Source organism: Bradyrhizobium sp. 63_E2_N1_3 (assembly GCF_052076005.1).
GTDB lineage: Bacteria > Pseudomonadota > Alphaproteobacteria > Rhizobiales > Xanthobacteraceae > Bradyrhizobium > Bradyrhizobium barranii.
In genome coordinates, this window is the sequence record NZ_CP197235.1 from 3,764,609 (window position 1) to 3,789,610 (window position 25,002).

The 25,002-nt window shown below is 64.3% G+C and carries 29 protein-coding genes and 1 pseudogene; 15 read left to right on the plus strand and 15 right to left on the minus strand.

What is annotated here, in order from left to right; translation table 11 throughout:
- Positions 1 to 63: 63 nt before the first annotated feature.
- The 5 genes from AB7531_RS17660 to AB7531_RS17680 all read right to left on the minus strand — a co-directional run bounded on the left by AB7531_RS17660 (position 64) and on the right by AB7531_RS17680 (position 3,054).
- Entirely contained in the window at positions 64 to 414 is a 351-nt protein-coding gene (locus AB7531_RS17660; RefSeq protein ID WP_354078138.1) for a hypothetical protein, read from the minus strand.
- Between the two features lie 149 nt (positions 415 to 563).
- On the minus strand, positions 564 to 722 hold the full coding sequence (locus tag AB7531_RS17665; RefSeq protein ID WP_441280023.1) for a hypothetical protein: 159 nt from the start codon (positions 720 to 722) through the stop codon (positions 564 to 566).
- A complete protein-coding gene (locus AB7531_RS17670; RefSeq protein ID WP_063982610.1) occupies positions 719 to 1,132 on the minus strand; it encodes a hypothetical protein in 414 nt (137 codons plus the stop codon). The genes AB7531_RS17665 and AB7531_RS17670 overlap by 4 nt, the downstream gene beginning before the upstream one ends.
- Positions 1,129 to 1,587 carry a hypothetical protein gene (locus AB7531_RS17675; protein ID WP_231142161.1) on the minus strand — a complete coding sequence of 153 codons (459 nt, stop codon included), beginning with the start codon at positions 1,585 to 1,587 and terminating at the stop codon, positions 1,129 to 1,131. Before AB7531_RS17675 ends, AB7531_RS17670 begins: the two co-directional genes overlap by 4 nt.
- A 300-nt stretch (positions 1,588 to 1,887) precedes the next feature.
- Positions 1,888 to 3,054, minus strand: coding sequence for an AAA family ATPase (locus tag AB7531_RS17680; protein ID WP_231142160.1), 1,167 nt, complete (start codon positions 3,052 to 3,054; stop codon positions 1,888 to 1,890).
- Between the two features lie 174 nt (positions 3,055 to 3,228).
- Here AB7531_RS17680 and AB7531_RS17685 point away from each other — a divergent pair, with 174 nt between their 5' ends.
- The 7 genes from AB7531_RS17685 (at position 3,229) to AB7531_RS17715 (ending at position 9,518) form a co-directional block, all read left to right on the plus strand.
- Positions 3,229 to 3,825 carry a hypothetical protein gene (locus AB7531_RS17685; protein ID WP_063982613.1) on the plus strand — a complete coding sequence of 199 codons (597 nt, stop codon included), beginning with the start codon at positions 3,229 to 3,231 and terminating at the stop codon, positions 3,823 to 3,825.
- A 468-nt stretch (positions 3,826 to 4,293) separates the two neighbouring features.
- A complete protein-coding gene (locus tag AB7531_RS17690) occupies positions 4,294 to 4,581 on the plus strand; it encodes a helix-turn-helix transcriptional regulator (protein WP_187388023.1) in 288 nt (95 codons plus the stop codon).
- Complete coding sequence (locus tag AB7531_RS17695) at positions 4,550 to 5,842, plus strand: tyrosine-type recombinase/integrase (protein ID WP_231142159.1); 1,293 nt, start codon at positions 4,550 to 4,552, stop codon at positions 5,840 to 5,842. Before AB7531_RS17690 ends, AB7531_RS17695 begins: the two co-directional genes overlap by 32 nt.
- Before the next feature lie 157 nt (positions 5,843 to 5,999).
- Positions 6,000 to 7,592: a flagellar hook-length control protein FliK gene (locus AB7531_RS17700; RefSeq protein ID WP_063982616.1), complete on the plus strand. Its 1,593-nt coding sequence runs from the start codon at positions 6,000 to 6,002 to the stop codon at positions 7,590 to 7,592.
- Positions 7,589 to 7,852 (plus strand): EscU/YscU/HrcU family type III secretion system export apparatus switch protein, encoded by a 264-nt coding sequence (locus tag AB7531_RS17705; protein WP_063982617.1) that lies wholly within the window; start codon positions 7,589 to 7,591, stop codon positions 7,850 to 7,852. Before AB7531_RS17700 ends, AB7531_RS17705 begins: the two co-directional genes overlap by 4 nt.
- Positions 7,853 to 7,940: 88 nt before the next feature.
- A complete protein-coding gene (gene blaOXA / locus AB7531_RS17710; RefSeq protein WP_063982618.1) occupies positions 7,941 to 8,798 on the plus strand; it encodes a class D beta-lactamase in 858 nt (285 codons plus the stop codon).
- Positions 8,799 to 8,861: 63 nt separating this feature from the next.
- Positions 8,862 to 9,518: a carboxymuconolactone decarboxylase family protein gene (locus tag AB7531_RS17715; RefSeq protein ID WP_063982619.1), complete on the plus strand. Its 657-nt coding sequence runs from the start codon at positions 8,862 to 8,864 to the stop codon at positions 9,516 to 9,518.
- A 150-nt stretch (positions 9,519 to 9,668) separates the two neighbouring features.
- On the opposite strand, the gene AB7531_RS17720 is transcribed toward AB7531_RS17715, so the two are convergent.
- The 3 genes from AB7531_RS17720 to AB7531_RS17730 all read right to left on the minus strand — a co-directional run bounded on the left by AB7531_RS17720 (position 9,669) and on the right by AB7531_RS17730 (position 11,876).
- Positions 9,669 to 10,661, minus strand: a complete 993-nt coding sequence (locus tag AB7531_RS17720; RefSeq protein ID WP_063982620.1) for a dienelactone hydrolase family protein — start codon at positions 10,659 to 10,661, stop codon at positions 9,669 to 9,671.
- A gap of 73 nt (positions 10,662 to 10,734) precedes the next feature.
- Positions 10,735 to 11,328: a hypothetical protein gene (locus tag AB7531_RS17725; RefSeq protein WP_063982621.1), complete on the minus strand. Its 594-nt coding sequence runs from the start codon at positions 11,326 to 11,328 to the stop codon at positions 10,735 to 10,737.
- 143 nt (positions 11,329 to 11,471) lie between these two features.
- Entirely contained in the window at positions 11,472 to 11,876 is a 405-nt protein-coding gene (locus AB7531_RS17730; protein ID WP_063986293.1) for a DUF4260 domain-containing protein, read from the minus strand.
- Between the two features lie 149 nt (positions 11,877 to 12,025).
- On the opposite strand from AB7531_RS17730, the gene AB7531_RS17735 reads away from it, so the two are divergent.
- Complete coding sequence (locus AB7531_RS17735; RefSeq protein ID WP_063982622.1) at positions 12,026 to 13,558, plus strand: acyl-CoA carboxylase subunit beta; 1,533 nt, start codon at positions 12,026 to 12,028, stop codon at positions 13,556 to 13,558.
- Positions 13,559 to 13,623: 65 nt separating this feature from the next.
- A complete protein-coding gene (locus AB7531_RS17740) occupies positions 13,624 to 13,971 on the plus strand; it encodes a hypothetical protein (RefSeq protein ID WP_063986294.1) in 348 nt (115 codons plus the stop codon).
- A gap of 105 nt (positions 13,972 to 14,076) precedes the next feature.
- On the opposite strand, the pseudogene AB7531_RS17745 reads toward AB7531_RS17740, so the two are convergent.
- Both AB7531_RS17745 and AB7531_RS17750 read right to left on the minus strand, forming a co-directional pair.
- Positions 14,077 to 14,732: pseudogene (locus AB7531_RS17745) on the minus strand (glutathione S-transferase family protein).
- Positions 14,733 to 14,928: 196 nt separating this feature from the next.
- Positions 14,929 to 16,887: an alpha/beta hydrolase domain-containing protein gene (locus AB7531_RS17750; protein ID WP_063982624.1), complete on the minus strand. Its 1,959-nt coding sequence runs from the start codon at positions 16,885 to 16,887 to the stop codon at positions 14,929 to 14,931.
- 106 nt (positions 16,888 to 16,993) lie between these two features.
- Here AB7531_RS17750 and AB7531_RS17755 point away from each other — a divergent pair, with 106 nt between their 5' ends.
- Together AB7531_RS17755 and AB7531_RS17760 are read left to right on the plus strand one after the other, a co-directional pair.
- Positions 16,994 to 17,308 carry a hypothetical protein gene (locus tag AB7531_RS17755; RefSeq protein ID WP_063986295.1) on the plus strand — a complete coding sequence of 105 codons (315 nt, stop codon included), beginning with the start codon at positions 16,994 to 16,996 and terminating at the stop codon, positions 17,306 to 17,308.
- A gap of 121 nt (positions 17,309 to 17,429) precedes the next feature.
- Positions 17,430 to 17,711 carry a twin-arginine translocation signal domain-containing protein gene (locus tag AB7531_RS17760; protein ID WP_063982625.1) on the plus strand — a complete coding sequence of 94 codons (282 nt, stop codon included), beginning with the start codon at positions 17,430 to 17,432 and terminating at the stop codon, positions 17,709 to 17,711.
- A gap of 148 nt (positions 17,712 to 17,859) precedes the next feature.
- Here AB7531_RS17760 and AB7531_RS17765 read toward each other — a convergent pair whose 3' ends face one another.
- From AB7531_RS17765 to AB7531_RS17775, 3 genes are all read right to left on the minus strand, one after another.
- Positions 17,860 to 18,108 carry a GCG_CRPN prefix-to-repeats domain-containing protein gene (locus tag AB7531_RS17765; RefSeq protein WP_063982626.1) on the minus strand — a complete coding sequence of 83 codons (249 nt, stop codon included), beginning with the start codon at positions 18,106 to 18,108 and terminating at the stop codon, positions 17,860 to 17,862.
- 282 nt (positions 18,109 to 18,390) lie between these two features.
- Positions 18,391 to 19,401 carry an alpha/beta fold hydrolase gene (locus tag AB7531_RS17770; RefSeq protein ID WP_063982627.1) on the minus strand — a complete coding sequence of 337 codons (1,011 nt, stop codon included), beginning with the start codon at positions 19,399 to 19,401 and terminating at the stop codon, positions 18,391 to 18,393.
- A 196-nt stretch (positions 19,402 to 19,597) separates the two neighbouring features.
- Complete coding sequence (locus tag AB7531_RS17775) at positions 19,598 to 20,296, minus strand: winged helix-turn-helix domain-containing protein (RefSeq protein WP_028154913.1); 699 nt, start codon at positions 20,294 to 20,296, stop codon at positions 19,598 to 19,600.
- A 149-nt stretch (positions 20,297 to 20,445) separates the two neighbouring features.
- Here AB7531_RS17775 and AB7531_RS17780 point away from each other — a divergent pair, with 149 nt between their 5' ends.
- The 3 genes from AB7531_RS17780 (at position 20,446) to AB7531_RS17790 (ending at position 22,010) form a co-directional block, all read left to right on the plus strand.
- The gene (locus tag AB7531_RS17780; RefSeq protein ID WP_028151164.1) at positions 20,446 to 20,754 is read left to right on the plus strand and encodes an NIPSNAP family protein; all 309 of its coding nucleotides are present in this window, start codon (positions 20,446 to 20,448) and stop codon (positions 20,752 to 20,754) included.
- A 24-nt stretch (positions 20,755 to 20,778) separates the two neighbouring features.
- A complete protein-coding gene (locus tag AB7531_RS17785; RefSeq protein WP_028151163.1) occupies positions 20,779 to 21,129 on the plus strand; it encodes an antibiotic biosynthesis monooxygenase family protein in 351 nt (116 codons plus the stop codon).
- Positions 21,130 to 21,200: 71 nt separating this feature from the next.
- Positions 21,201 to 22,010 (plus strand): isocitrate lyase/PEP mutase family protein, encoded by an 810-nt coding sequence (locus tag AB7531_RS17790; protein WP_063982628.1) that lies wholly within the window; start codon positions 21,201 to 21,203, stop codon positions 22,008 to 22,010.
- Positions 22,011 to 22,172: 162 nt separating this feature from the next.
- On the opposite strand, the gene AB7531_RS17795 is transcribed toward AB7531_RS17790, so the two are convergent.
- A complete protein-coding gene (locus AB7531_RS17795) occupies positions 22,173 to 22,568 on the minus strand; it encodes a hypothetical protein (RefSeq protein WP_063982629.1) in 396 nt (131 codons plus the stop codon).
- Between the two features lie 166 nt (positions 22,569 to 22,734).
- Here AB7531_RS17795 and AB7531_RS17800 point away from each other — a divergent pair, with 166 nt between their 5' ends.
- Entirely contained in the window at positions 22,735 to 23,379 is a 645-nt protein-coding gene (locus AB7531_RS17800) for a trimeric intracellular cation channel family protein (RefSeq protein WP_063986296.1), read from the plus strand.
- A 161-nt stretch (positions 23,380 to 23,540) separates the two neighbouring features.
- On the opposite strand, the gene AB7531_RS17805 is transcribed toward AB7531_RS17800, so the two are convergent.
- Complete coding sequence (locus AB7531_RS17805) at positions 23,541 to 24,749, minus strand: c-type cytochrome (RefSeq protein WP_063982630.1); 1,209 nt, start codon at positions 24,747 to 24,749, stop codon at positions 23,541 to 23,543.
- Positions 24,750 to 25,002 lie beyond the last annotated feature (253 nt).

Here is a 25,002-nt window from a genome sequence, read left to right on the forward strand (position 1 = left end):
GCGCAGGCCGTTGGCAAAAAATACCGGGGTCGGCTCGACGGCGGTATAAAATTGCTCTGAGCGTCAGCGCCGCGCGCGCGCGCGCGCCCGCAACACCTCGCGGACCAGCCTCTCGCCCGGCAGACGATCCCTGGCCTTCAGGATCATCCAGAAAAATTCCCTGATGGTGCCTCGATGTCGATTGGGACAAAGCGCCTCATCGCAATCGCGTTGCCAAGCGGTCGCTCGATACAGACTGAGCTTGGCGACCAGCAACTCCGCCGCTGCGTTGTCGCTCAGCCGAGCGCAATACTTGTCCGCAGCCGCGATCAAATATCGGTCGCGCTCATCTCGCGAAAGCATTTCGGCGGGCGTCGGATGCCCGCGACCGACCGGAAACGCCCCTGCAAATGTTGATGGTCGAACCGGTTTCATCGTCGCTCGCCATCATAGCTGAGAACATGCGCCACAAACTCAGCCCGCTCCTCTGGCGTTGCCGCCGCCCACGCCCTCTTGAGTGACGTGAGCGCACGCGACCACTTCAGCCGAGGTCGCCCGCCGTGCGAGCGGCCAATTTCTACCATCTACGTGACCGTTGGTGGATTGTCGCTTTCGATCAGCCGTTCAAATTCCTCCGCTGGAATGTGGGCAACCTGCTGCGCGCGCCAAAGCACGGCGCGCGAGATACCGAATTGCTTTGCGATCTGCCTAATTGATGGTGGCTCAGTGCTGGGCCGCTTCATGTTCGCGCCTCCATCGGCGCGAACCGACCGCCCGGCACCGCCGCCTGCAACGCTGTCGTGGCAGCACGTTCCAACGCCGCAAGCGGAAGGTCGGCGCACTCAATGCAGATCCCGCACACGGATGCTGCTGGCGGCTTCGGCACCGCTGGCACGCTCAACAACAACCAGCCGACGCGCTGCCGCTCCCATATCAGACCCGAACACACGATGCAGGACCGCATCCGGCGCGGCAGAGCATCCAGCCAAGAGCGGGCGGCGTTCTTTAGGATCGGCACGTCGAGCGGCTGATCGACATCAACCAAATAGGTCAGCAGCGCGCCGGATGTTTCCCGGCGGTAGCGGGCCAGCTCCGATCTGCGAGCGTGACGGTTCACGGCGATGCCCTCCAGGCGATAGGCGATCTGTTTCATCCAGTTGTTCTCAAATCAAAGCTCGCCAGCCTATCGGGCGGCAGCGTTGCGATTTGCGCCCGCTGTTCAGCGAACCGTTCACGCGCGTCCGCATCGGGATGGGTCTGAATGTGATGATCGAGGCATTCGACAATCAGTGCGACAGTCATGGTGATGTCGATCTTTCGCGGCGGAATGACGCCAAGATAGACGTACCATTGCGTAAGCGCAGTTTGCGTCAGGCACGCGGGATCGACCAGCGGCGCACCGCCATCCCGCAAAAAATCCCGGTACTTCACCAGCCGCTTTTGAGGCTCCAGCCGCACCGTCAAACGGGCTTTGCCGCCGAAAATCAGATCGTCATCCTTCCTGTTGAGATCACCGACCTCCATCCTGTGCATGTGCGCCACATCGGCGGCTGTCATGACGTTCGACTGCTGCCGCGTCAGCCAAACCACCGGCAGACCGCCCGACATGAAATCGTCGTCGTTCGGCTTCAGTCCCTCCGCCGCAATCCGGAGAACGGTGCCGGGATGGGTGAAATGGTACAGGTTCATGTTCGCGCTCCTCTCGCGGTTGTCATTGCCTGCTGATCCCGCGCGCCTGACTATCGAGGGTCGGTGGTTCTGAACACCTCCTCCCCTAGGGAGGAGGAGGTGTGTTCAGACCTCCCTCCGAACACCCTTTTGAACAGTTCTGAACAGGCGGTCTGAACATGTTCAGAGGCATTAGCATCTCGATTTGATGGAGTTTTCTCATTGCACCGCCTCCCGTGTTCAGATGTGTTCAGGGTCTGAACATCGGGTGTTCAGATTGGGGGTGTTCTGAAGAAGGGTGTTCAGAGCCTTTTCCCCCTTCTTGGTGAGGTCGATACGGCCCGGCTCCCCAGTGACGAGCTTGTCCTTTTCCAGCTCCTTGAAGGCTCGTTTGACCGCGACGTGATGCGGCTTGCCGTCGCGCAGCTTCCAGCCAAGGTGCCGCGCCAGATCAATCTGTGACGCCTTCCGGTTGGCCGCGTCGCGCAGCGCGACCAGGAGTTCGTCCTGACGGCTCCGCGCCGCTTGGACAATGTCGGCGTGGCCCCGTTCGCTCAGCGGCGATGCTACGACGGTCGGGATCAGCCGCCCTTTGCTGTCCTTCAACTGCTCGTGGGTGACGGTGCGCGTCGTGAAGTGCATCGGCGCGAAGTCAGGCCCTCGGTACTTGCCCTGCCAATGCAGCTCGACCACGCCTGACGCGGTGCGGGCTGCCGTCAAATTGCCGTCCACCTCGTTGAGGAAGGCACCGCCACCGCGCGGGATAAGGTTTTCGTCGCTGGCGTTCTTGACAGGATGGCAGGCTACGATGACGCACGGCTCGCCGAGCATCGTGGTGAGCGGACGCAAGGTGCGCCTCGCATAGTCACCGAACTGCGTGTTGGAGTTTTCATCGTCGCCCTCGAAGTACGCGGCGGCGGTGTCCACGATGATCAGGTTGACGGGGCCGATCTGCTTGATCTCGGTCCGGATATGGTCCTGCATCTCCGAAATCTTGAACACGCCGGGGATGAAGTGAACGTCGAGGGTCTCCAGATCGAAGCCCATCTGCTGCGCTAAGGCGATCCAGCGCATCCGCACGTCGTCGGCGTTCTCGCCAGCGAGGTACACCACGCGGCCCTTCTCAACGTCGCGGTCAACGATCTTTTTGCCCTCCGCAACGTGCGCAGCGATCAACAACAGGATCGCGGTCTTGCCTGCTCCGGTTTTGCCGGTGATGCTGTAGAGAAAGCGCCGCTGCAACAGACCGAAGATGACGTAGTCGGGCGGCACGAAGCCCTGGACAAATCCCGCACTCGACAAGATCAGCCGCCGGTCGCTCCAGCTTGCGGGCCTCGACGGCGCGGCGCGCACCTCATTGCTGCGTACTTGCTCGCGCAGAATATCATTGGCGTCGCGCGGCTTCATGTGAACGCTCCCGCTGACGGCAGAACCTCGGCGAAGATGCCGTGAGCTGTGAGCCGTCCGGCAGACGACCTGAAGGTTCATGTTGCCGCTCGGCCGACGCCATCTGTAATTTCGTCAAATGGGAGCTTGACAGCGTTTACCTCCATTTGCAATGGTTACCGATGGGTACTCGTCATGGCGACACTTAGTCAGTTGGTGGCAGGCATAGCCGCTGTGGAAGGGATCGATGCGGAGCGCGTCGGCGCTATCGCACGAGCTATTCGTGAACACGGCCTCATCAGGACTTCAGGGCGAGGAACCTCGGCCGCGCAAATGTCGGCACCAGACGCGGCGAACTTGTTGATCGCCGCTAACATGGCCGATACGGCGCGCACCGCGCCTGCCGCTGTTACACAATACCGAGCGCTTAGAGCGAAGCGAAATAAGCAAACGAGCGAGTTCGGCAGCGAACTCGAGGAGATGATTTCAGCGGCCAAGCAGGACTGCTTGGCCGACTATATTACGAAGATGGTCGGACTTCTGGGCACACGCGGCCACGTTCTCGGTAGAAAGCGTTTCCTCAACGAGACGTACGGGATCTCGATTGAATTCGAGAAGCCTATTCCTAGCGTGATTGTCGGAATTTCGGTTTTGAACTTCATCCACTCGGACGCCATCTCGTTCGGTGAACATCCGGGGCAGTCATCCGCCGAGGCGCGTGGTGATCGCAGGGAAAGAACAAGGATCACCCAGCGAACAATTCAAGCTGTCGCCAATGTTCTTCGCATGTAGGAGTGAGGCATGAAGGTGCAGGATAACGATTGCATCGCTGACGACTTGCTCGAAGGGGCAGAAGAAATCGCACGCTTTATATTTGGCTCCCCGAGCAAACGACGGCGCGTCTACCATCTTGCTGCACATTCAGGCATGCCGCTATTTCGGCTGGGTGAAGTTATCTGTGGCCGCCGGAGTACGTTGCTCGCCTGGATAGCCGAACAAGAGAAGGCGACGCGACCGAGGAGTTCGCGATGACCGCAGCGAAGCAAGCCGAACGCGCGATGGCTGCCGCTGCCGCTGAGGGGCCGGGAAACGGCCCACCAGGGCGGCCCCAGAGGCGGGGCGGGGTGATTTGCCCAGCGAGGGCGCGGCCCAGGCGGGGGCCTGAGGTCGCCGGGTCCAAGGGACTGAAATGGTTGCGGTTTTTCGAGTTTTTTAAGCGTCGTCCTGGGCGGGGTTCCCGCGTAAATTGGGGGTGCGTTCGTGGGCAGGAAATTGGCGGATGGTCTGTCATACCCACCGCGCGCCATGCGGGCCGAACAGGCTGCGGCCTATCTGTCGATTTCGACCCGGTTTTTCTATGAACTGGTCGATGCCGAGAAGATGCCGCCGCCAGTGAAGCTGGGAACGGCTTCACTCTGGGATCGTCGTGAACTGGATGCTGCCTTCGACAATTTGAAGGACGAGCCGGGGAGCGAGAGTTCTTTGCTGCGACGCCTGCGCGAACTGGAGCAAGCACATGTTGCAAAGGGTCGAAGTCCAAAGGACTGACTATCTCTACCGAAAGGTCGCCAAGGGGCGGCCTTATTTGTATTTCCGTTTCCCGAAGGAGTTTGGTGTCAAGCTGGTCTCGCTGCCGGTCGATGAAGCCAGCAAGGCGTTTCAGCACCAGTACGACCTCTGCCGCGCCAAGCTGCGCAAGTTGGAAGCCGACCGGGACAAGGTGAAGCCCGCGCCGCGCGTGAAGCTCGCCCGTTCGCTGCCCGGCACCATCGGCAAGGCGATTGAGACCTATCGCGTGTCGGACAGCTTCACGGGGCTCAAGCCGGGCACGCAGACGATCTACATCGGGCGGCTGGACAAGCTGAAAGCGCAATTCGGCAATGAGCCGCTGCGGGAGGTGAACCGCGATGCCGCCGAGCGGATGGCCAGCGAGATGGACTACCTTGCGCGTCTCGACCGGGTTAAGGCGAAGTACGGCAGTGAGATTGACGGCGACGCCGCCCAGCGGCTCATGGACAAGGCGAGCCCGCAGATGTGGGACCTGTACATCACGCTGCTCTCCAACATCTGGAAGGCGGCGCGCGCGGCCGACCCGGACAACGTGATCTTCGGTATCCGCAAGCTGCCTAGCCCCACCTTGGAGATTGATCAGAAGCACAAGGACACTCACTGCCAGCCGCACATGCGCTGGCCCGACGATCTGATCGAGCGCTTTGACGAGACGGCCCCCGATTACCTCGTGCTGGCCCGGATGGTGCTGCACTTCACCAGCCAGCGCGGCGGCGACGCCGTGCGGATGAAGTGGGAGCATTACGACGGCAAGGGCGTCAAGGTGTGGCCGGAAAAGACCACCAGGAAGGGCATGGTGCTGGAGCCCGCCTACCACCTGCTACCGGACGTGCTGATCGAGGCGCTCGACAAGGCGAAGGAGGAGACCGCCACGTCGGACTACATCCTCGTCAGCTCCGAGGGTCGGAAGTGGGCGACCCGGCGGTCGATGAGCCAAGCGATCAAGGCGCATCTGGTCATGATTGGGGCCCGCATGCCGAAGCAGAAGAAGGGCTATACCGCCCATGGCCTGCGCCACACCGGGGCCTCTGAGGTCGCCGCGCTTCCGGGCGCTAACTCCAAGGGCGTGCAGACCATCACCGGCCACAAGTCCCTACGCCAGCCGGAACGCTACATGGAGCAAGCCGACAAGGCCCGGATCAATGAGGCGATGGTCGAGGCGTGGAACGCCGACATCGCGCGCCGTCAGGCCGAGCGTGCTGCTCGCCGCAAGGCCGCCATCAAGCTGGTGAAGCGCTGAGAACAGACCAAAAACAGGCCGAGAACGACCCCGTGGGAAACCGCCCCCAAGAAGTGGGAAACCCAGTGGGAAATCATTCAATACATTCGATTAGTCCTTTACGAGAGGTTTACGAGGGCGGCCTTAGGGTGGGGCCAGCGTTCCCTGGGCCCCTGAAATGCCAACGCCGATAAGCTCGATCGTTCCGGTCAGTCCCGCCAGCCCCGTGGCTGATGCGGCAACGCCCGATCTTGTGCTCCAGGCCGGCAGCGTCGTGGACGCAAGGGTCGTCAGCGTGATGGCCGACAATCTGGTGCGGATCGCGATCGCCAATCTGTCGATGGATGTGATGTCCGAGGTGTCGCTGACACCGGGGCAAAATCTCCAGCTCGCAGTGTCGCAGAACGACGGCACCATCAGGCTCGCCATCATGAACGGGGCAGGCGAGGCGACGGCGGACCAGATCACGCTGACGCCGCGGGCGGCTTCGCTCGTGGACAGCCCGTCGCTCGCGCCATCCGCTACGGCGGCGCGCAACACGCTGACGCCGTTGGAGCAGGTCGCCGTCACCGTGGCATCGGCCGAGGCGGTGACAAAACAGGGTAGCCAGGCCCCGTTGTTCGCCAATCTCGCCTCCGTCGTCACCGGTAGCGATCTGCCGGCGGGACTGAAGCAGGCGGTGCTGAACGTGCTGGCGCAGCAGACGCCGCTCAACACCGCTCTCGATGGCGGCGATATCGAATCCGCCTTCCAGAAGTCCGGTCTGTTTCTCGAGGCCTCGCTCGCCGCAGGTACAACGCCGTCCTCCGGCGCGATGCCGGACCTGAAGGCCGCGCTGCTGGTGCTGCGCCAGACATTGGCCACGCTCGAGACCGCCGCGCCACAGGCGCAAGGCGCCGCGATCGCTACGGCGGGGAAACCGCAGGTCGCCGCCGTGCCGGCTCAGGCTGCATCGCCGTCGACCGAGTTCGATATGGCCCAACAGCCGCAGATGCCGCGCAGCGCCAATCTCGCAGCCGCTGTGCTCGCCGACATCGCCGGCGGCGCTCCGCAGGCCACGGTGCCGCGAACCATGTCCGCCGGCCTTGCCGCGGCCCTCCTTCAGGAGGTCACGCAAAACCTGCCGCGCCTGATCGGCAACGTGCCGGGCTCCAACAAGGCCGTGCCCGACGGCCATCTCTTCGAGGCCGCGGCCCGCGCGACACCGCCGCCGTTCCGCGGCGCGCTGCCGGCGCCGCAGGCGATCGCATCGCCATCGCTCGCGCCGGATACGCCGCTCTCCGCAACGGTGCACCGCCTGCTCGACGACACCGATGCCGCGATCGCGCGGCAGACCTTGTTGCAAGTCGCTTCGCTGCCCGATCGCACCGATGCCTCCGGCCATCGCATCGACCCGGCCGTGCCGCAATGGAATTTCGAGATTCCCTTTGCGACGCCGCAGGGCACCGCGATGGCGCAGTTCGAGATCTCGCGCGATGGCGGCAATGAGTCCTCTGATCCCGCCAAGCGCGCCTGGCGCGCGCGCTTCACGCTCAATGTCGAGCCGGCCGGCCCCGTGCATGCGCTGATCACGCTCAACGGCGACAAGACTTTTGTGCGGATGTGGGCGGAGCGGCCCGCGACCGCGCAGCAACTTCGCGCCGGCATCGGCGAGCTCAATCAGGCCCTGACGCGCGCCGAGCTCAAGCCCGGCGACATCCTGGTTCGCGACGGCGCGCCGCCGCAGCCCGCACCGGCCCGCGCCGGCCACTTCCTGGATCGCGCCACATGAGCGATCCATCCAAGCTCGCAATTGCGCTGCACTACGAGAAGGGCAGCAACGCGCCCGTCGTCGTCGCCAAGGGCAAGGGCACGATCGGCGAAAAGATCGTCGAGATCGCCAAGGCACACGATATCCCGATCGAAGAGAACGAGATCTTGGCCGGCGCGCTGTCCAAGGTCGAGCTCGGCGAGGAGATCCCGCCCGACCTCTACAAGGCCGTCGCCGAAGTGCTGGTGTTCGTGCTGCGGCTGTCGGGCCGGGGACGGTAGAGCATGATCCGGAAAAGCGTGCAGCGGTTTTCCGACAAGATCGTGCTCAAGAAATAACCTGTCATCGTTTCACCACGATAGCGGCCGCATGGTCGCGGCCATCTTCATTGCTCAACGGATACCGCTCTTGCTGACCCGCCGTTCCACTCTGGGCCTTCTTGCCGCAGCTGCCACCATGCCGTCACGTGCGTTCGCCCATGTCGCGCCGCCGCGCAACGAGATTCGCGACAGCCTGGCAAAGCGCTTCACCGATCTCGGCACGGCGGGCACCTTCGTCGGCTACAAGGTCGAGGACTATCTGATCGTCGCGAGCGACAAGGACCGTTCCGGCGAAGCGAAGCTGCCGGCCTCGACGTTCAAGATTCCGAACTCGCTGATTGCGCTCGAGACCGGCGTCGTCACCGATCCCGACAAGGACGTGTTTCCCTGGGACGGCGTGAAGCGGCCGATCGAGGCCTGGAACAAGGACCACACGATGCGCAGCGCTATCGCGGTCAGCGCCGTGCCGGTTTATCAGGAGATCGCGCGCCGGATCGGGCAAGAGCGGATGCAAAAGTATGTCGACGTGTTCGACTACGGCAATCGCGATATCGGCGGCGGCATCGACCAGTTCTGGCTCACCGGCAATTTGCGCATCGATCCGGTCGAGCAGATCGATTTCGTCGACCGCCTGCGCCGCCGCGCGCTGCCGATCAGCAAGCGCAGCCAGGACCTCGTCGCCGACATCCTGCCGGTGACCAAGGTCGGCGACAGCGTCATCCGCGCCAAATCCGGCTTGCTCGGCGCCGAGCGCGGCGAGCCATCGCTTGGCTGGATGGTCGGTTGGGCCGAGAAGGGCGAGGCGCACACCGTGTTCGCGCTCAACATGGACTGCAAGGAGCCGCGTCTCGTCGGCGAGCGCATGCCGTTGACGCAAGCCTGCCTTGCCGAGATCGGCGCGATCTAGCTGGCGCGTACGAACCTGCTAGCATCCTTCCGACCAAACAAAAGAAAAGGTCTGGAGGATAAAATGAATTCAACGCCACTCTGGCTGTCGTCGCTCACGTTGGCCGCCGCCGGCGGCTGGCTCGCAGCCACGATGTTTGCCGCACCCGCCACCAGCAAGGAGCCGCGCTTTCCGCAGCTCGCCATGGACCAGCTCGACGCCAAGCAGAAGCCGCTCGGCGAGCAGATCATGAAGGTGTCGAGCGTCGGCATCGGCGGGCCCTACAATCCGATGATCCGCAGCCCGGTGCTCGGCCAGCGACTGTTCGACCTGTTCTACTATCTGCGCTGGGAAACCTCGGTCCCGACCAAGCTGAACGAGTTCGCGATCCTGATCATCGGGCGGCAGTGGCGCTCGCAGGTGGAATGGTTCGCGCACGCGCCGCTCGCGGCCAAGGCGGGCCTGTCGCCTGAAATCATCGCGGAGCTGAAGGCCAACAAGCGGCCGTCGAAAATGGCCGAGGACGAGGCCGTGGTCTACGACTTCGTCACCGAGATCACCACGACCAAGAAGGTTTCCGACGAGACTTACACGCGGGCGAAGAAGGTGTTCAACGATCAGCAGATCGTCGATCTCACCGCGGTCGCCGGCAATTACGTGATGGTCGCGATGCTGCTGGCGATGGCCGAAGAGACGGTGCCGCCGGACAAGCAGGAGCCGTTCAAGCCGGGCGAGCCGTAGCGGTTTTTGTTGCGGCCATCCTTCGAGACGCCCGCTGCGCGCGCTCCTCAGGATGAGGACCTGTATCGTGGCGAGATATCAGACCCTCATGGTGAGGAGCGCCGCTTGCGGCGCGTCTCGAACCATGAAGGCCGAGCAGCCTCCCAGCGCCTAGCCCAGCTTGAACAGCGCCTGCAAAAATTCCTCCACCGCCTTGCGCGACTCCGCGGCGGTCGTGGGGTTGCCGCCGACATGCGGGTTCAGCTCGACGCAGGCATCCCTGTAGGTGAAGGGCGCGTTGGTATCGCCGTTCATCAGCACGCCGCCGTCGCCCTCCTTGATATGGCAGTTGCGCACGGTCTGCGCGTTGGCCGACACCGCAACGGTGCTGACGCCGAGCAGGCCGCTGTCGAAGCCGTGGGCGCTGTCGGGGTATTCGGTCAGCACCACATCGCGCCCGGCCGTCTTGAGCCGTCCGACGAACGCCTTGCAGCTCGTCACGGGATTGTAGTCGTCGGGAGTGCCATGGAAGATGCGGATCGGGCGTGCGGCGACGTCGCCGTCGCTTTGATACGTCGTAGAGCAATCCGGATAGAAGGGAATGTAAGCCGCGAACTGCACGCCGGACTTGTTCCAGAGCTTGTTGAAGCGATCGAGGCTCGCATAGAGCGTCGCCTGTCCTCCGCGCGAGAAGCCCATCAGCACGATGCGGTCAGGATCGACGCGGGGATGCTTCGCAAGAATCTCCAGTGAGCGGTAGATGTCGACGATCAGGTTGAGCCGGCCGAGCAGGGCCTGGTTCGGCCCCACCACCGTCAGCCCGCGGCCGGTAAAACCGTCGATCACGAAGGTCGAGATGCCCATGGCGTTGAAAGCGTGCACCCAGGCCTCGGTCGTGGCGCCGACGCCGCTCGAGCCGTGCATCAGCACCACGACGGGAAGTTTGCCGGTGCCCTGGGCGACGCGGAATTCGCCCGCGACCGTCACCGGCTTGCCGGCCACCGCATCGCCGCTGAGGAATTGCTGGTCGGAGAGGGTGAGCGAGGGGATCGGATAGATCTCGGCGCGGGTGGCGACTTCCTTCGGCAGGGATTGCGCGTTGGCGCTACCGGCGAACAGTGTTGAAATGCAGAGCGCCATAGCGACGCGGAATGCCGTCGGCATCGTGATCCTCCCCCATGATTTTCATGGAGTAGAACAACGGACCTGCGCACTGTCAATTTGATGCGCGACGACCTCAGGCCTTATCCGCCTTCTTCGCCATCAGCGCCTGGTCGATCGCAAAGCCGCCGATCTCGCTCATCGCTTCCGAGATCACGTCGCCCTTGCGGGCAAAGCCGGCGGAGAGGACATCGAACTGCATCCGTGCCAGACGCAGCACCTCGAGCGGCACCGAGACCGCGGTGTCGTTGAAGCTGTCGACGGAGGCGCGCAAGCCGTCGAGCTCGGTGGTGAGCTTGCCGATATGGCTTTCCGCATCCTGCATCAGGCCGAGCAGCTTGCCGCGTTCGGCGTCGAATGCCGCGCGCTCGGCCGCCGCGGCCGCGGTCACCTCGGCGAGCTGAGTCCCCAGCGTCGCGATCTGGCTGACCATGGCTTCGGAGGCGAGCGCGGTCGCCTCGCGCAGGTCTACAAGGCGCTTGTTCTCTTCCTGTTGCTCGTGAAACAGCCGTTCGGCCGACATCGCCCGTTGCTTCAGCGATTCGATCAGCGCGGCCGCGCGCAGCAGTATCTCGCCGTTGCGCCCCGACACCATGCTGGCCATCCGCCGCAGGAAGTCGGTGGTTTCGGACGATGAGTTCGGCGGCAGAGGGACGACCGTGGCGGACATGGGTGATGCTTGCAGCCAGACGTGGTGACCGCCGCCGTATCGACTGAGCTCACGCAACATTCGGCGCCTGATCGTGAAGGGAGCAAGCCTGAATCGGCCGGCCCGGTCAACCGGTGGGGGCCGACAAAACGACGGCACTCCCCTCAGGCGTCTTTCTGGCGGCCGATCCGCCCGAGATGGGTGAAGCCGAACCCGGCCGAATATTTCAGGCCGTAGCCGAGCGCCCGGTCGATGCCGATATGGGCGAGCCAGATCATGGCGATGGACAGCGTGAGCGGCGAGGCGAAGCCGAAGCCCAGCGTCAGCAGCGCCACCGGCGCCATGTAGCTGTGGGCGGCATTGTAGACCAGCGCCCCGAATCTGGCGTCGGCGAGGTACGCCAGGAAGCTCAGATCGGGGACGAAGAAGAGCAGGGCGAACACCAGCCACGAGCCGCCCCAGGAGGCGTAGAGCATCACCATCCCCGTGAACAGGGTCAGGCCTTCCAGCCGCAGCAGGATCTTGACGCCGCCGGTCGCCGCGCCGGTCTCGGCCGTTGCTTCATTCATCGTCGTCTCCCAGGCAAAACTTTGTAATTCCTTGCGCTTTGGCGCTGCGGCAAGGCAGCCCTGCGACGCCGAAAGCGGCTTCCCGGCCCGCAAAATGCCGTGTTAGAACCCCCGGCAATCGCATTTAGGCTAAGAACTGGCGGGAGCAAATGAAGAATATCCTGGACGCCCTTGAAGATCGTCGCGCCGGCGCAAAGCTCGGCGGCGGGGAGAAGCGTATCGAAGCGCAGCACGCCCGCGGCAAGCTGACCGCGCGCGAGCGCATCGAGCTCCTGCTCGACAAGGGATCGTTCGAGGAGTTCGACATGTTCGTCGAGCACCGCTCCACCGAGTTCGGTATGGAGAAGAACAAGATCCCCGGCGACGGCGTCGTCACCGGTTGGGGCACCGTCAACGGCCGCAAGACGTTTGTCTTCGCGAAAGACTTCACGGTGTTCGGCGGCTCGCTGTCGGAGACCCATGCGCTGAAGATCACGAAACTTCAGGACATGGCGATGAAGGCGCGGGCGCCCATCATCGGCCTCTATGACGCGGGCGGCGCCCGCATCCAGGAGGGCGTCGCGGCGCTCGCCGGCTATTCCTATGTGTTCCGCCGCAACGTGCTCGCCTCGGGCGTGATCCCGCAGATCTCCGTCATCATGGGCCCCTGCGCCGGCGGCGACGTCTATTCGCCTGCGATGACCGACTTCATCTTCATGGTGAAGAACACCAGCTATATGTTCGTCACCGGCCCCGACGTGGTGAAGACCGTCACCAACGAGGTCGTCACGGCGGAAGAGCTCGGCGGTGCCTCGGTGCACGCCACGCGCTCCTCGATTGCGGACGGCGCTTTCGAGAACGACGTCGAGACGCTCTTGCAGATGCGTCGCCTGATCGACTTCCTGCCGTCCAACAACACCGACGGCGTACCGGAATGGCCGAGCTTTGACGACATCGGCCGGGTCGACATGTCCTTGGACACGCTGATCCCCGACAATCCGAACAAGCCCTACGACATGAAGGAGCTGATCCTGAAGGTCGTGGACGAGGGCGATTTCTTCGAGATCGCGGATGCCTTCGCCAAGAACATCGTCACGGGCTTTGGCCGCATCGCGGGCCGCACCGTCGGCTTCGTCGCCAACCAGCCGATGGTGCTGGCCGGCGTGCTCGACTCCGACGCCTCGCGCAAGGCCGCGCGCTTCGTCCGTTTCTGCGATGCCTTCAACATCCCGATCGTCACCTTCGTCGACGTGCCAGGCTTCCTGCCGGGCACCGCGCAGGAATATGGCGGCCTGATCAAGCACGGCGCAAAGCTGCTGTTCGCCTATTCGCAGTGCACCGTGCCGCTGGTCACCATCATCACCCGCAAGGCCTATGGCGGCGCCTTCGACGTCATGGCCTCCAAGGAGATCGGCGCCGACATGAACTACGCCTGGCCGACCGCCCAGATCGCCGTGATGGGCGCCAAGGGCGCGGTCGAGATCATCTTCCGCAGTGACATCGGCGACCCCGACAAGATCGCCGCGCGCACCAAGGAATACGAAGACCGCTTCCTGTCCCCCTTCATCGCCGCCGAGCGCGGCTACATCGACGACGTCATCATGCCGCACTCGACCCGCAAGCGGATCGCGCGTGCGCTGGCGATGCTGAAGGACAAGAAGGTGGAAACGCCGGCGAAGAAGCACGACAATTTGCCGTTGTGAGGCCTCGTAGCCCGGATGGAGCGTAGCGAAATCCGGGTTCTTAACCCAAGTCCCGCATGTCGCTGATGACCGAAGACGATCCGACCGACGAGATTTCAGACATTGAGACGCGGATCGAGCGGCTTGCCGAGATCGCCGAGCGATGCCGAAAGTACATTCTGGCATCCAAGATCGCGATTGGCGGCGGCGGCGCGCTGTTGTTGATCACGATCCTTGGGTTGTTCGGGACAGGTCTGACCGCGGCGCTCGGATCGATCGCCTTGGTGCTAGGCGGGATCGTGTCGCTCGGTTCGAACATCAGCACGTTGCAGCAAACCGAGAGCGCCATCGGTGCTGCGGAGGCGCTTCGCGCGCAACTGATCGGCAGGATCGACCTTCGCGTGGTCGAGGACACGCCGATGAAATTGGTGTGAGGCGAAATTCGTAGGGTGGGTTAGCCCCGCGACTGCGCGAAGCGCAGTTCGCGCGACGTAACCCATCATCTTTGTTGAGGCATGCGTTGGTGGATTACGCTTGCGCTAATCCGCCCTGCGTTTGACATCCGCCGCGGCGAAATGCGCCATCTGGTCGGCGTGGGCTTTTGCGAACGCTGGACGGCCCGTGGCGCGCGCAACGTAGTCGCGGCAGGCGGGGCTGTCCGCCAACCCATCGAAGCGATCGACGACGCGCAGCACGTCCGACATCAGGATGTCGGCGACGGAGAAGGACCCCGCCAGCCATTCGCGCGCCGCCAGCGCGGTCTCCATGTGCTTGAGGCGTAGCTTGAGGAAGTCGTCGACGAATTTCACGGCAGGTGAGCCATCGGCACTGCCGGTGAACTGAACATCGTCCAGGGCAGGGCCGGCATCTCTACCGAATTGAGCGCCGCGAACACCCATTCGACCGTGTCGCTGCGGCCGCGCGGATCGGTCGGCATCAGCGTGGCGCTGAGCTCACCCAGATGCAGCAGGATCGCGCCGCTCTCGAAGATCGAGAGGTCGCCGTCGGTCAGCCACGGCACCTGGCCGAACGGCTGGTGCGCGAAATGGGTGGCGTCCCGCGGGCCGAACGGCACGCTCGCGACGCGATACGGCAACGCGGCCTCTTCGAGCGCCCAACGCACGCGAAGGTCGCGCACGAAACCTCGCGGCATCTCGGGAACCCAGTCGAAGGTGGTGAGCGTGAGGTTGGCCATGAGGTGTCTCCGTGCTGTCTGGGCATAGGACGGATGAAGGGCGAGCGTTCCGACAGGCGAGGACGTTTTTTCTCTGCACGCAGCGACCGTAGGGTGGGCAAAGGCACACTTGCGCCGTGCCCACCATCTTTTGGCCGACGGTAGAAGTGGTGGGCACGCTCCGCTTTGCCCACCCTACGGGGCCACTGGGCTTCGCTCACTGCCCGAGCTTCGCCAGCTTGCCTTGCTTCGCGGCCTCGACCGCGCGCTCTGCATCCTCCGGCAACAGAATCCGCTCCGCCACCTGCCGCGCCGCCTCGCGCCGGACCGCGGCCACATACGACCCATCATCCGCATAGCGTTCCGCGATCGACAGCCGGGGATCGTGCACTTCCTTCCGCGCGGCCTCCGTCGGTGCGAATGGCACGACCGCGCCTTGCAGCGGATAGAGCGCTGTTGGGCCAAATCCCTGCGCGCGCGGATTCCACGCGGTGTAGGTCGCGCGCGGGACCGCCAATGCGAGTTGGCGGATACCTGCGATGGCCATGCCGTCATTGTCCGCCTTCGGCACGAACACGGGATAGCGGCCGATCTCCTTGGGCGGCAGCACGCTCTGGTCGGAGAAGGCGGCGAGCGTGTGGATGCCGGCGTAGGGCAGGCCGGGGATATCCATCGGCACCGCGCCTTGCGCCGGCACAAGCGTGCCGTGGGCGCGCATGGGGACGCGGCTTGCGGGCGGCTTGATGCCGTCGCTGATCCAGGCGTTGAGGTCGGTGAGCAGCGCGCGCATCGGCCCGCCCGCATGCATCGGGTTTTGCGGCAGCGACATCGCCGGCACGCCCTTGCGCATCACGTCGGAGGCTTCGGCGAAATGCGGCGTGCCTGCGATCATATAGGCGCGGACGTTGTCGGGGAGGTCGAGGTGGTTGCCGGCGAGGTCGGTGACGAGCAGCGATGCGTGCGAGGCCCACCATTCGTGCTCGCTGTCGGTCTGCATCACCTTCGGGCACGTCGCCGAGAGCGCGCAGCGGCGAAGCAGGCCGTCGGTCTTGCCGGAATAGGGATCGCTCAGGCTCGCATAGGTGAAGGGGAACAGGTCGGCCTGCCACGCCGGATCCTGCGGATGGCGCGGGTTGCGGCCGGGCTGGCCGAAGCGGACGTTTGTCGCCATCCGCCGTGTGCCCGCGACATGCGGCATCAGGCCGTCGAACACCGTGCGGCCCTGGAGGTCCTCGTTGAAGCCGAGATAGAGGAAGTCGCGCAGGAAGCGGCCGGATTGCGACACGCCGAAGCCGATCGCGCGGCTGACGGAGGGATGCAGGCCGTTCAGCAGCGGGTTCGCCTGCGTCTCGTCGTGGCGGAGAAAGCTGACGACGTCGCGCACGGCGGCATAGCCCATGCCGAGCGGGACAGGATCGCGCGCGGTGTAGGTGATCTCGTAGAGCGCGCCGGCATCAAAACCGTCGGGCCGGGTGATCTCCACCGTCACGGGATCGACGAGCTTTGCGAGGAGGCCGGAAGGCGCCTGCCGCGCATCGGCCCAGGCGGCGCGTACGGAGACCTTGAGGTCGGCGGCATCAGTCGCCGGCCAGGTCAGCGTCGCGCGCGCGGGATTGGTCGTGTTGTCGAAGACGATCTCTTCGCGCGCGGGCCCGGTGACGGTCTTCAGCACCGGTGCCGTCATCGCCATCTGGCCGGGCTTGGACGGTATGTCGCCCTGCCAGCCGACCCAGACCATCGTAAAGCCCTGGCGGTGCAGGAAGCCGATGCCGGCATCCTCGGCCTTGTCGGCATTGTTGGCGCCGGGCTGGGCGGAATCGTCGAACAATTGCGGTGCCAGCTTGCGGCCGCGATTGGGCACCTCGAGCAGCAGCGTGCCGTTGCCATGGGTGGGATCGGTGGGCCGCAGGATCACGACGTCGGCGGTGGCTGCCACCTTGCCGTCGGAGCTACGCGGCGCGAGCGCGAGGTCGGTGATGACGGCGTTGCGATCGTCGGACGGGTTGAGCGCGAAGGTCGCGCGCGCGGTGATGCGCTCATAGGTGCCGACATCGCCGAAGCTGCGCCCCGCAAAGGCGGGCTCGCGCGCGAGGATGTCGAAGCGGATGATTTCGGCGAGCGAGGCCGTGGGCCACAGGCAGGTGATCGCAACGACGCCCGTGATGATCCTGCGCATGGCCGTTCCTTCCCCCATCGGCGCGATCATGAAGTTCCGTCGCGCGGGCTTTTTGTTGCCGCCACTATAACCGTCTATGCTGCGGCCAAACAACGGGAGGAAACACATGCCTGCTGCCTACTTCGTCGTTCGCGCCACCGTCACCGACGCCAGCAAGCGCGCCGCCTTCGACACATGGTACGAGACGGAGCATGTGCCCGACGCGGTGAAGGCGTTCGGCGTGAGTAAGGCCTGGCGGTTCTGGAGCCTGGACGATCCTTCGCTGCATCAGGCCATGTATCAGTTCGATGACGAGGCCAAGCTGGCTGCGATGCTGAAGGGCGATGCGTTGAAGCAGCTCGTCGCCGATTTCAATCGCGACTGGCCCGACGTGAAGCGCACGCGCGAGACGCTGGTGCTCGCGCAGGAGTTTGGAGCGTAGCCGTAGCCCGCTTGTCCCTGACACCCATGTCATGAACCTGAAGATGCGATTCAGCTTTCGTTCATGTCGTGACCGCGACACTCCCTCTGCATCACTTGCTCGATAGCCTAGAGGACATGTCATGGAGCGTCGGAACTTTTTGAAACTTGCATTCGGCGTCGCGGCTGGAGCCGCGACGTTGACCGCGAGCGCACAAGCTGCGCCGTTGGCGCCGCAGCCGCTCGGTGATCCCGCGCGCGCGCCGCAAGGCAATCCCGACGCTCGTCCCGCCGTCACCACCAGTGAGGAGACCGCGCAGCTCAAGCCCGAGCAGGTGCATTGGCATGGCCATCACCGCCATTGGGGCTGGCGCCGCCGCCACTGGGGTTGGCATCGCCGGCGCTGGCACCGCCACCACTGGTAAGCTCGGCACAAGCCAGGCCTTGAACGGGGATCGCGATTGCGGTCCCCGTTTTGATTCGGAGCTGGCGGATGCGACGTCAGGCGTTCAAAACGAAAATGGCCGCGCAGGCTTTCGCCGCACGGCCATCTCGCAATACGAAAAGGTCAGATCAGATCGGGCGGCAGCGGCCACCCCACCAACGGAAGCCGTACGGGCAGACGCGGGCGCGGGGCACGACGACGACCGGCGGGGCAACCACCACCGGGCCGGGCCGCACAACGACCGCACCGCGCATCGGGCGGCAGCCGCCATAGGCGCCGCGGTACCAGCCGGGGCCGCAGCCACCGGCGGCGCTGGCCGCTTCGCTGAAACCGACGACCGCGCTGGCGAGCATGACGGCGGCAAACAGGTATTTCATGAGATCTTCCTCTTGTCCTTGGGCAGGTTTTTGGAGCGCTTGCGGCGCACAATGAATCAAAAGACACGATTCGACACGTTAAATTTGGGGACGTGCCGACACGTCGCGATCCAAACCTGCCAATCATGACCTGAATGCGGCATGAACATTCTCTGCATGCGGCTTCCGGCGACAGCAATGGCGCTGGAGCGCCGTTCCGATGGAATCGGAACGGGGCTCCATGTTTTTTGTTTTGTCGCGTTTTCTTGACGCGAACCGGTATCCACTTCGCTCGAAAACGCTCTAGCGACCGAGAAAGCCCAGCACCAATTCCTTGTACTTCTCCGGCGCCTCCAGGAAGACGAGGTGGCCGGTGTCCGGGATCACTTCGGCCCGCGCGTTCGGCATCTTTGCGGCGAGCGCCTTTGCGAGCTCCGCGTTCTGGCCCATTTTCGCGCGCAATGCCTCCGGCGCGTTCGGACGGCCCGGCGCGTTGTGATCGTTGGCGCCCATGATGAACAGCGTCGGCTCGGTGATCAACGCGACCTCGTGCGCGACTGGCTCGCGATAGATCATCTGGCCGGAGCTGACGTAGGCGCGCAGCCAGCGCGGATAATCGGGACTGCCCTTGATGTTGAAGCGGGCGTCGACGAACGGCGTGATCGCGTCGCCCGGCAGCTTGATCGCGTAATTGGTCTGGAGCTGCTTGCGGTAGCCGTCGGGTGTGAGCTTGTCCTCGCTCTCGATGATCTTCTCGGTCGGCGTCGGCGGCACATAGAGACGGTAGTCTTCCAGCCCGATCGGCGCGGTCAGCACGAGATGGGCGACGCGATCCGGATAGGCGCGGGCGATGCGCACGCCCAGCATGCCGCCGAGCGAATGCGCGACGACCTCAGCTTTGTCGATCTTGAGATGATCGAGCAGCGCAATGGTGTTGCGCGCCAGCGTGTCGAAGTGCAGTTCGCCTTGCGGCTTGGAGGATTTGCCGAAGCCGATCTGGTCCGGCACGATCACGCGAAAACCGGCGTCACTGAGCATCTTGATGACGGGCGCCCAGTAGCTCGACGGAAAATTGCGCCCGTGCAGCAGCACGACGGTGCGGCCGTTCGGCCGCTCGGGCGCGACGTCCATATAGGCCATGCTGAGCTGCTCGCCGTCATTGATGACAGGCAGCAGATGCACGGGATACGGATAGGCAAAGCCTTCGAGCGCGATGCCATAGGGCTCGCGCGGGGTAGTGTCGGCGGCGTAAGCGAAAGAGAGCGGGGCGGTGAGAAGGGCGGCGGCAAGCGCGACCGGGAGGAGGCGGTTCATGAAGATCTCGTAATTGGAGCCGTCATTCCGGGGGCACGTCGAACACGCGAACCCGGAATCTTGAAGTTCCAGGTTCGATGCTTTGCATCGCCCTGGAACGACACTGCGCTTAAAGCGATGGATGGCCGGGTCAAGCCCGGCCATGACGGAAGGCGTGGTTCACACGCAAACGTGCGATCTCACGCACCTGGCGTGATCAATCCTTCCCGGTCCCGAACAGCGTCGCAAACTGCTTCTCGCCGGTACGGGTGAAATTCACCACGCGGCTGCCGGGCGTGGCGTCGCGCGCGGCCCATTTCAGCTCGGCGAACCGCTGCATCATGGCGGCGCCCAGCGTGCCGGCGAGATGATGGCGCCGCTCGCTCCAGTCCAGGCACGCCTTGCACACCGGACGGCGCGGATGGGTGAGCATGTCGGGCGAGATCTGCAAATGCTTTGCGAGAAAGCGCTCGCCCTCGGCCGTCAGCTCGATGTCCTGCTTCTTCTGCCTGACCAGGTTTCGCGTGCGTAGACTGTCGAGCATCTGCACGCCGAGATCGCCGGCGAGGTGGTCGTAGCAGATCCGCGCGCGCCGCAGCGCCGGATCCTTCGGCCCGGTGCGCACGCGCATGTGGCCGGTGCGCGCGGCAAGTCCCGCAAGGCCTTCGAGCACGCCGGCGACGTCATCGTCGGTGAGGCGGTAGTAGCGGTGGCGGCCCTGCTTCTCCGGCTCGATCAGCCCGCCGGCCTCGAGCTTGGCCAGATGCGAGCTCGCGGTCTGCGGCGTGATGCCGGCCTCCTGCGCGAGCTCGCTCGCCGTCAGCGCGCGGCCGTTCATCAGCGCGGTGAGCATGTTGGCGCGGGCGGGGTCGCCGACCAGCGAGGCAATCATGGCGATGTCAGGACCTGATTTCATGCTTCGATGGTAGCCGAAGCATTGCGGTGGAGCAAGGACGTAGTCTGTCCCTGCGAACACGTCATTGCGAGCGAAGCGAAGCAATCCAGTTGCTTCAGCGGCGACGGTGTTGCTCGCGCTTGCCGCAATGAAAAATCAGGGAGCTCACCATGTCCGTCACCGTCTTCATCCGCTACCAGCTCGATCCCTTCAAGCGTGCGCAGTTCGAGGAGTACTCGAAGCGCTGGCTCACCATCATCCCGAAATGCGGCGGCGACCTGATCGGCTATTTCATGCCGCATGAGGGCACCAACAACATCGCGTTTGCGCTGATCACCTTCGAGAGTCTGGCCGCCTATGAGGCCTATCGCGCCCGGCTGCGGCAGGACGCAGACGGCATGGCCAACTTCCATTTCGCCGAGGAGAACAAATTCATCCTCGCGGAAGAGCGCACCTTCCTGCGCAAGGTGGTATTGTAGACCGCCAACGCAAAGGAGACGCCCATGATTGCCGTGATTTTCGAAGTCTGGCCCAAGCCGGAACATCGCCAGGACTACTTCGACCTCGCGGCCGACCTGAAGCCGATCCTGCAAACCATCGATGGCTTCATTTCGGTCGAGCGCTTTGAAAGCCTGACCGAGAAGGGCAAGATCCTGTCGGTGTCGTTCTGGCGCGACGAGGCAGCCGTCCAGGCGTGGCGCAACACGATGGAGCACCGGCGCACGCAGGCAAAGGGCAGGGCGAAGATCTTTGCCGATTATCACTTGCGCATCGCCAGCGTCATCCGCGACTACGGTATGAATGATCGCGAGCAGGCGCCGAAGGACAGCCGCGCCGTGCACGACGCGCACTAGCTTTTGCGGGCGCGCACTGGCGCTGCCCAGTGCGCGCGCTTATGTCTGCGCGGCCAACAAGGGAGAGAAACATGCATGTGACAACCGCTGACAAGCGCGCGACGTTCAAGACGATGCACGAGAGCGGCTGCTTCATCCTGCCCAATCCGGTCGACGTCGGCAGCGCCAAGGCGTTGCAGCATCTCGGTTTCAAGGCACTGGCCTCATCGAGCGCGGGCTTTGCCTGGACCATCGGCAAGGCCGACAACCACGTCACGGTCGACGACGTCTGTCAGCATCTGGCAGCATTGTGCTCGGCCGTCGACATCCCCGTGAATGCGGATTTCGAGGGCGGCTTTGCCGTCGAGCCGGACAAGGTCGCGGACAATGTCGAGCGCGGTGTGCGCACCGGCGTCGCCGGCCTCTCGATCGAGGATTCCACCGGCGACAAGGACAAGCCGCTCTACGAGCGCGCGCTGGCGGTCGAGCGCATCAAGGCGTCGCGCAAGGCGATCGGCGACAGCGGCACGCTGCTGGTCGGCCGCTGCGAGGCGTATTTGTGGGGCGTGACCGACCTCAAGCTCGTCATCGACCGGCTCACGGCCTATGCGGACGCAGGCGCCGATTGCCTCTACGCGCCGGGCCTGAAGACGCGCGAGGACATCGCCGCCGTGGTGAAGGCTGTCGCACCAAAGCCGTTCAACCTGCTGATCGGCGCGTCCGGCCTGTCCTTGCAGGAGGCCGCTGATCTCGGCGTGCGCCGCATCAGCGTCGGCGGCTCGCTCGCCCGCGCCGCCTGGGGCGGCTTCATGCGCGCCGCGAAGGAGATGGCGGAGAAGGGGACCTTTACGGAGCTCGGCACCGGCTATTCCGGCGGCGAACTCAACAAGATGTTCAGCTAAACGAAAAGCGGCGGGATGTAAGGTCCCGCCGCTCTCTCATCCTCTCGGTGTCATGCCCCCCGCAAGCGGGGCATCCAGTACGCCGCGGCCTCTCGATTCAATCTCCGCCGCTGGTCGAATACTGGGTCGCCCGGTCAAGCCGGGCGACGACAGCTGTTGTCGTTACTTCGCGCCCTCGGACGGGGCGGCCGGATCAGGCGCCGCCGGCTTGCTCGGGGCAGCACCCGTGGTCACGCCGGGTCCCGTGTTGTTGCGCGGCGTCACATCGCGCATGCCGGGAGGCGCGGCCGGATTCGCAGGCGGAGCCTGCTGGGCGGTCTGCGTTGCCGGCGTGTTGCTGGCCTGGTTGCCGGTGCTCGTGTTGTTCAGTCCGTAGAACACGGCACCCAGTACCAAGGCGATCGCCACTGCGAACAAGGCTACCTTGCCGCTGGAGGCGGGGCCTTCGCCAAGCTCGGGATCGACCTGAAGCTCGGCATCCCGTCGCGCCGCACGGACATACTCATCATCGGCGAGATTCGGGCGATACGGATCGTTGGGAAAACGGTCGTCAGCCATCGATTTTGTCTCCTCGATTATTGCGGCTGGACAACCCCTAGATGCGAGATTCTGTTCCGCCCTCCTTAGTGCTTTCGTCGCATGTTGCCCTTGCGCGAGGAATCGGGAACCTGTTCATTTTGGAACCGTGCGCGTCGGTTCCATCGATGGGGAAGGGAACAAGGCGATGTGGAGCTTGCCGCCGAGCGATAGCGTGCTGCATCTGTTGTCGCTGGTCGCTGTCGCAGCGCAAGGCATGACCGCCGCGCTCGCGGCCGGCCGCCGGAGCATGGACTGGCTCGGCGTCTGCTTCCTCGGCTGCATCACCGCGCTCGGCGGCGGCACCTTGCGCGATCTCTTCCTCGGGCACTATCCGCTGGCCTGGGTCGCTCATCCCATCTATCTCGCGCTGGCCGGCGGCGCCGCCTTCCTCACCATTCTGATCGCGCGGCTCGTGCACCGGCTGAAGGTGGCCTTCATCGTGCTCGATGCCATCGGTCTCGTCGTCTTCACCATGGCCGGCTGCGACATCGCCTGGCAGACGAACCCCGCGCTGCCGATCGTCATCGTCTCCGGCATGGTGACCGGCTGCGCGGGCGGGGTGCTGCGCGACGTGCTCTGCAACGACGTGCCGCTGCTGTTCCGCTCCGAGCTCTACGCGACCGTTTCCGTGGCGACCGGCCTGTTCTACGCCACCGCCTTCGGCCTCAATCTCAACGCGGAGCTCTGGACCATCTTGACGTTTATCCTCGGCATCAGCTTCCGCCTGCTCGCGGTGCGCTACAAATGGGAGATGCCGAAATTCGTGTTCACGGAAGGTGAGGAGCGGTAGGGCTTACTTCGCCTTTCGTAGAGTTTGAGCGCTATCGCATCCACGGCGTCATGGCCGGGCCTGTCCCGGCCATCCACGACCTTTGCCACGGCACGAAAGAACGTGGATGCCCGGGACAAGCCCGGGCATGACGACCTCTGGTGAATACTGAGGAGCGTGAACTACTGCTCCTTCCGCGCCTTCGCCACCTGCGCCGTGGTCACCAGCGGCGCGGCGTTGCCCCAGGAATTGCGGATGTAGTTCGTCACTGCGGCGATCTCTTCGTCGGACAATTGCTTGGCATAGCCCGGCATCTCGCCGGCGTTGGGCGCGCGTGGCGTCGTCACGGTGTGGGCGCCGTCGAGGATGATGCGCAAGCTGGAGGACGGATTGACCGATTGCAGAAGCGCGTTGCCGGGCAGCGGCGGATAGATGCGCGGCGCGCCGGAGCCGTCGGCTTCATGGCACGCGATGCAAAGTTTTGCGTAGACGGCCTGGCCGGCCTTCATCTCGGCCTCGTCGGGCGGCGTCACGATCGTCTCGCGCCGCGACGCCGGCAGACTCTTCAGATATTCCGCGATGGCGCGCACATCGGCATCGCTCATCTTCGAGGTCGAGCCGACGACCACCTCGGCCATCAGCCCGCCGGCATGGCTTTTGACGTTTCGCCCGCTTTGCAGATATTCGGTGATGTCTTCGACGCTCCATGACTTCAGCCCGGTGCGCGCGGCGCCATCGAGCCTTGGTGCGTACCAGCCGCCGACCTCGTTGCCCGACAGCGCCTGCGCAGTTTTGTCCGCGCCGAAATAGTTCTTCGGCGTGTGGCAGGCGCCGCAATGGCCGAGCCCGGTGACGAGATAGCCGCCCCTGTTCCACGCAGCGCTCTGGCTCTGGTCCGGCTCGAACAGGGCGGGCTTGAAATACATCGCGTTCCAGAGCCGCATCAGGCCGCGATAGCCGAACGGCCAGCGCAACTCCGGCGGCTTGTTGCGGCTTGCGACGGGCGCCAGCGTTCCGAGATAGGCCCGGATCGCCAACGTGTCGTCCTTCGTCACCTTCGTGAAATAGGGATAGGGGAAGGCCGGGTAATAGTTCGAGCCGTCGGGCGCGATGCCGGTGCGCACCGCGCGGGTGAAATCGGCGTCGGTCCAGGCGCCGATCCCGGTGTCACGATCCGGCGTCAGGTTCGGCGCGTAGATCGCGCCGAAGGGCGTATCGATGCGCTTTCCGCCCGCGAATGGCTTTGCCGGATCGGTGGTGTGGCAGCCCGCGCAGTCGCCGGCCTCGACCAGCGCCTTGCCATAGGCGATCAGCTCCGGCGATGGCTCGGCGGCGCGGGCCGCGCTCGCAACTGCACTGCACAATGCGACAACAGCCAGAATCATTCGCATCGAAAGCTTCCCCTGCGACCAATCGCCCGGATAGGAGCCTCACGTCGTTTCGCGTCGGTGGGGGTATGGTGACACAAATTGAAAATGCTTGATGCCTTTGCAGCCACGAAATTGCGATTATTACCCGGCGCTTCCTTTGGTCCAGATTTGTGATGCGGAGCGTTAAATATCCGACATAGAGTGGCGGAGTTGGTCGGCGCGCCCTAGCTAAAAACAACGGGCAGGCAACGGCTTAAGTGGCCAAACGCTCAAA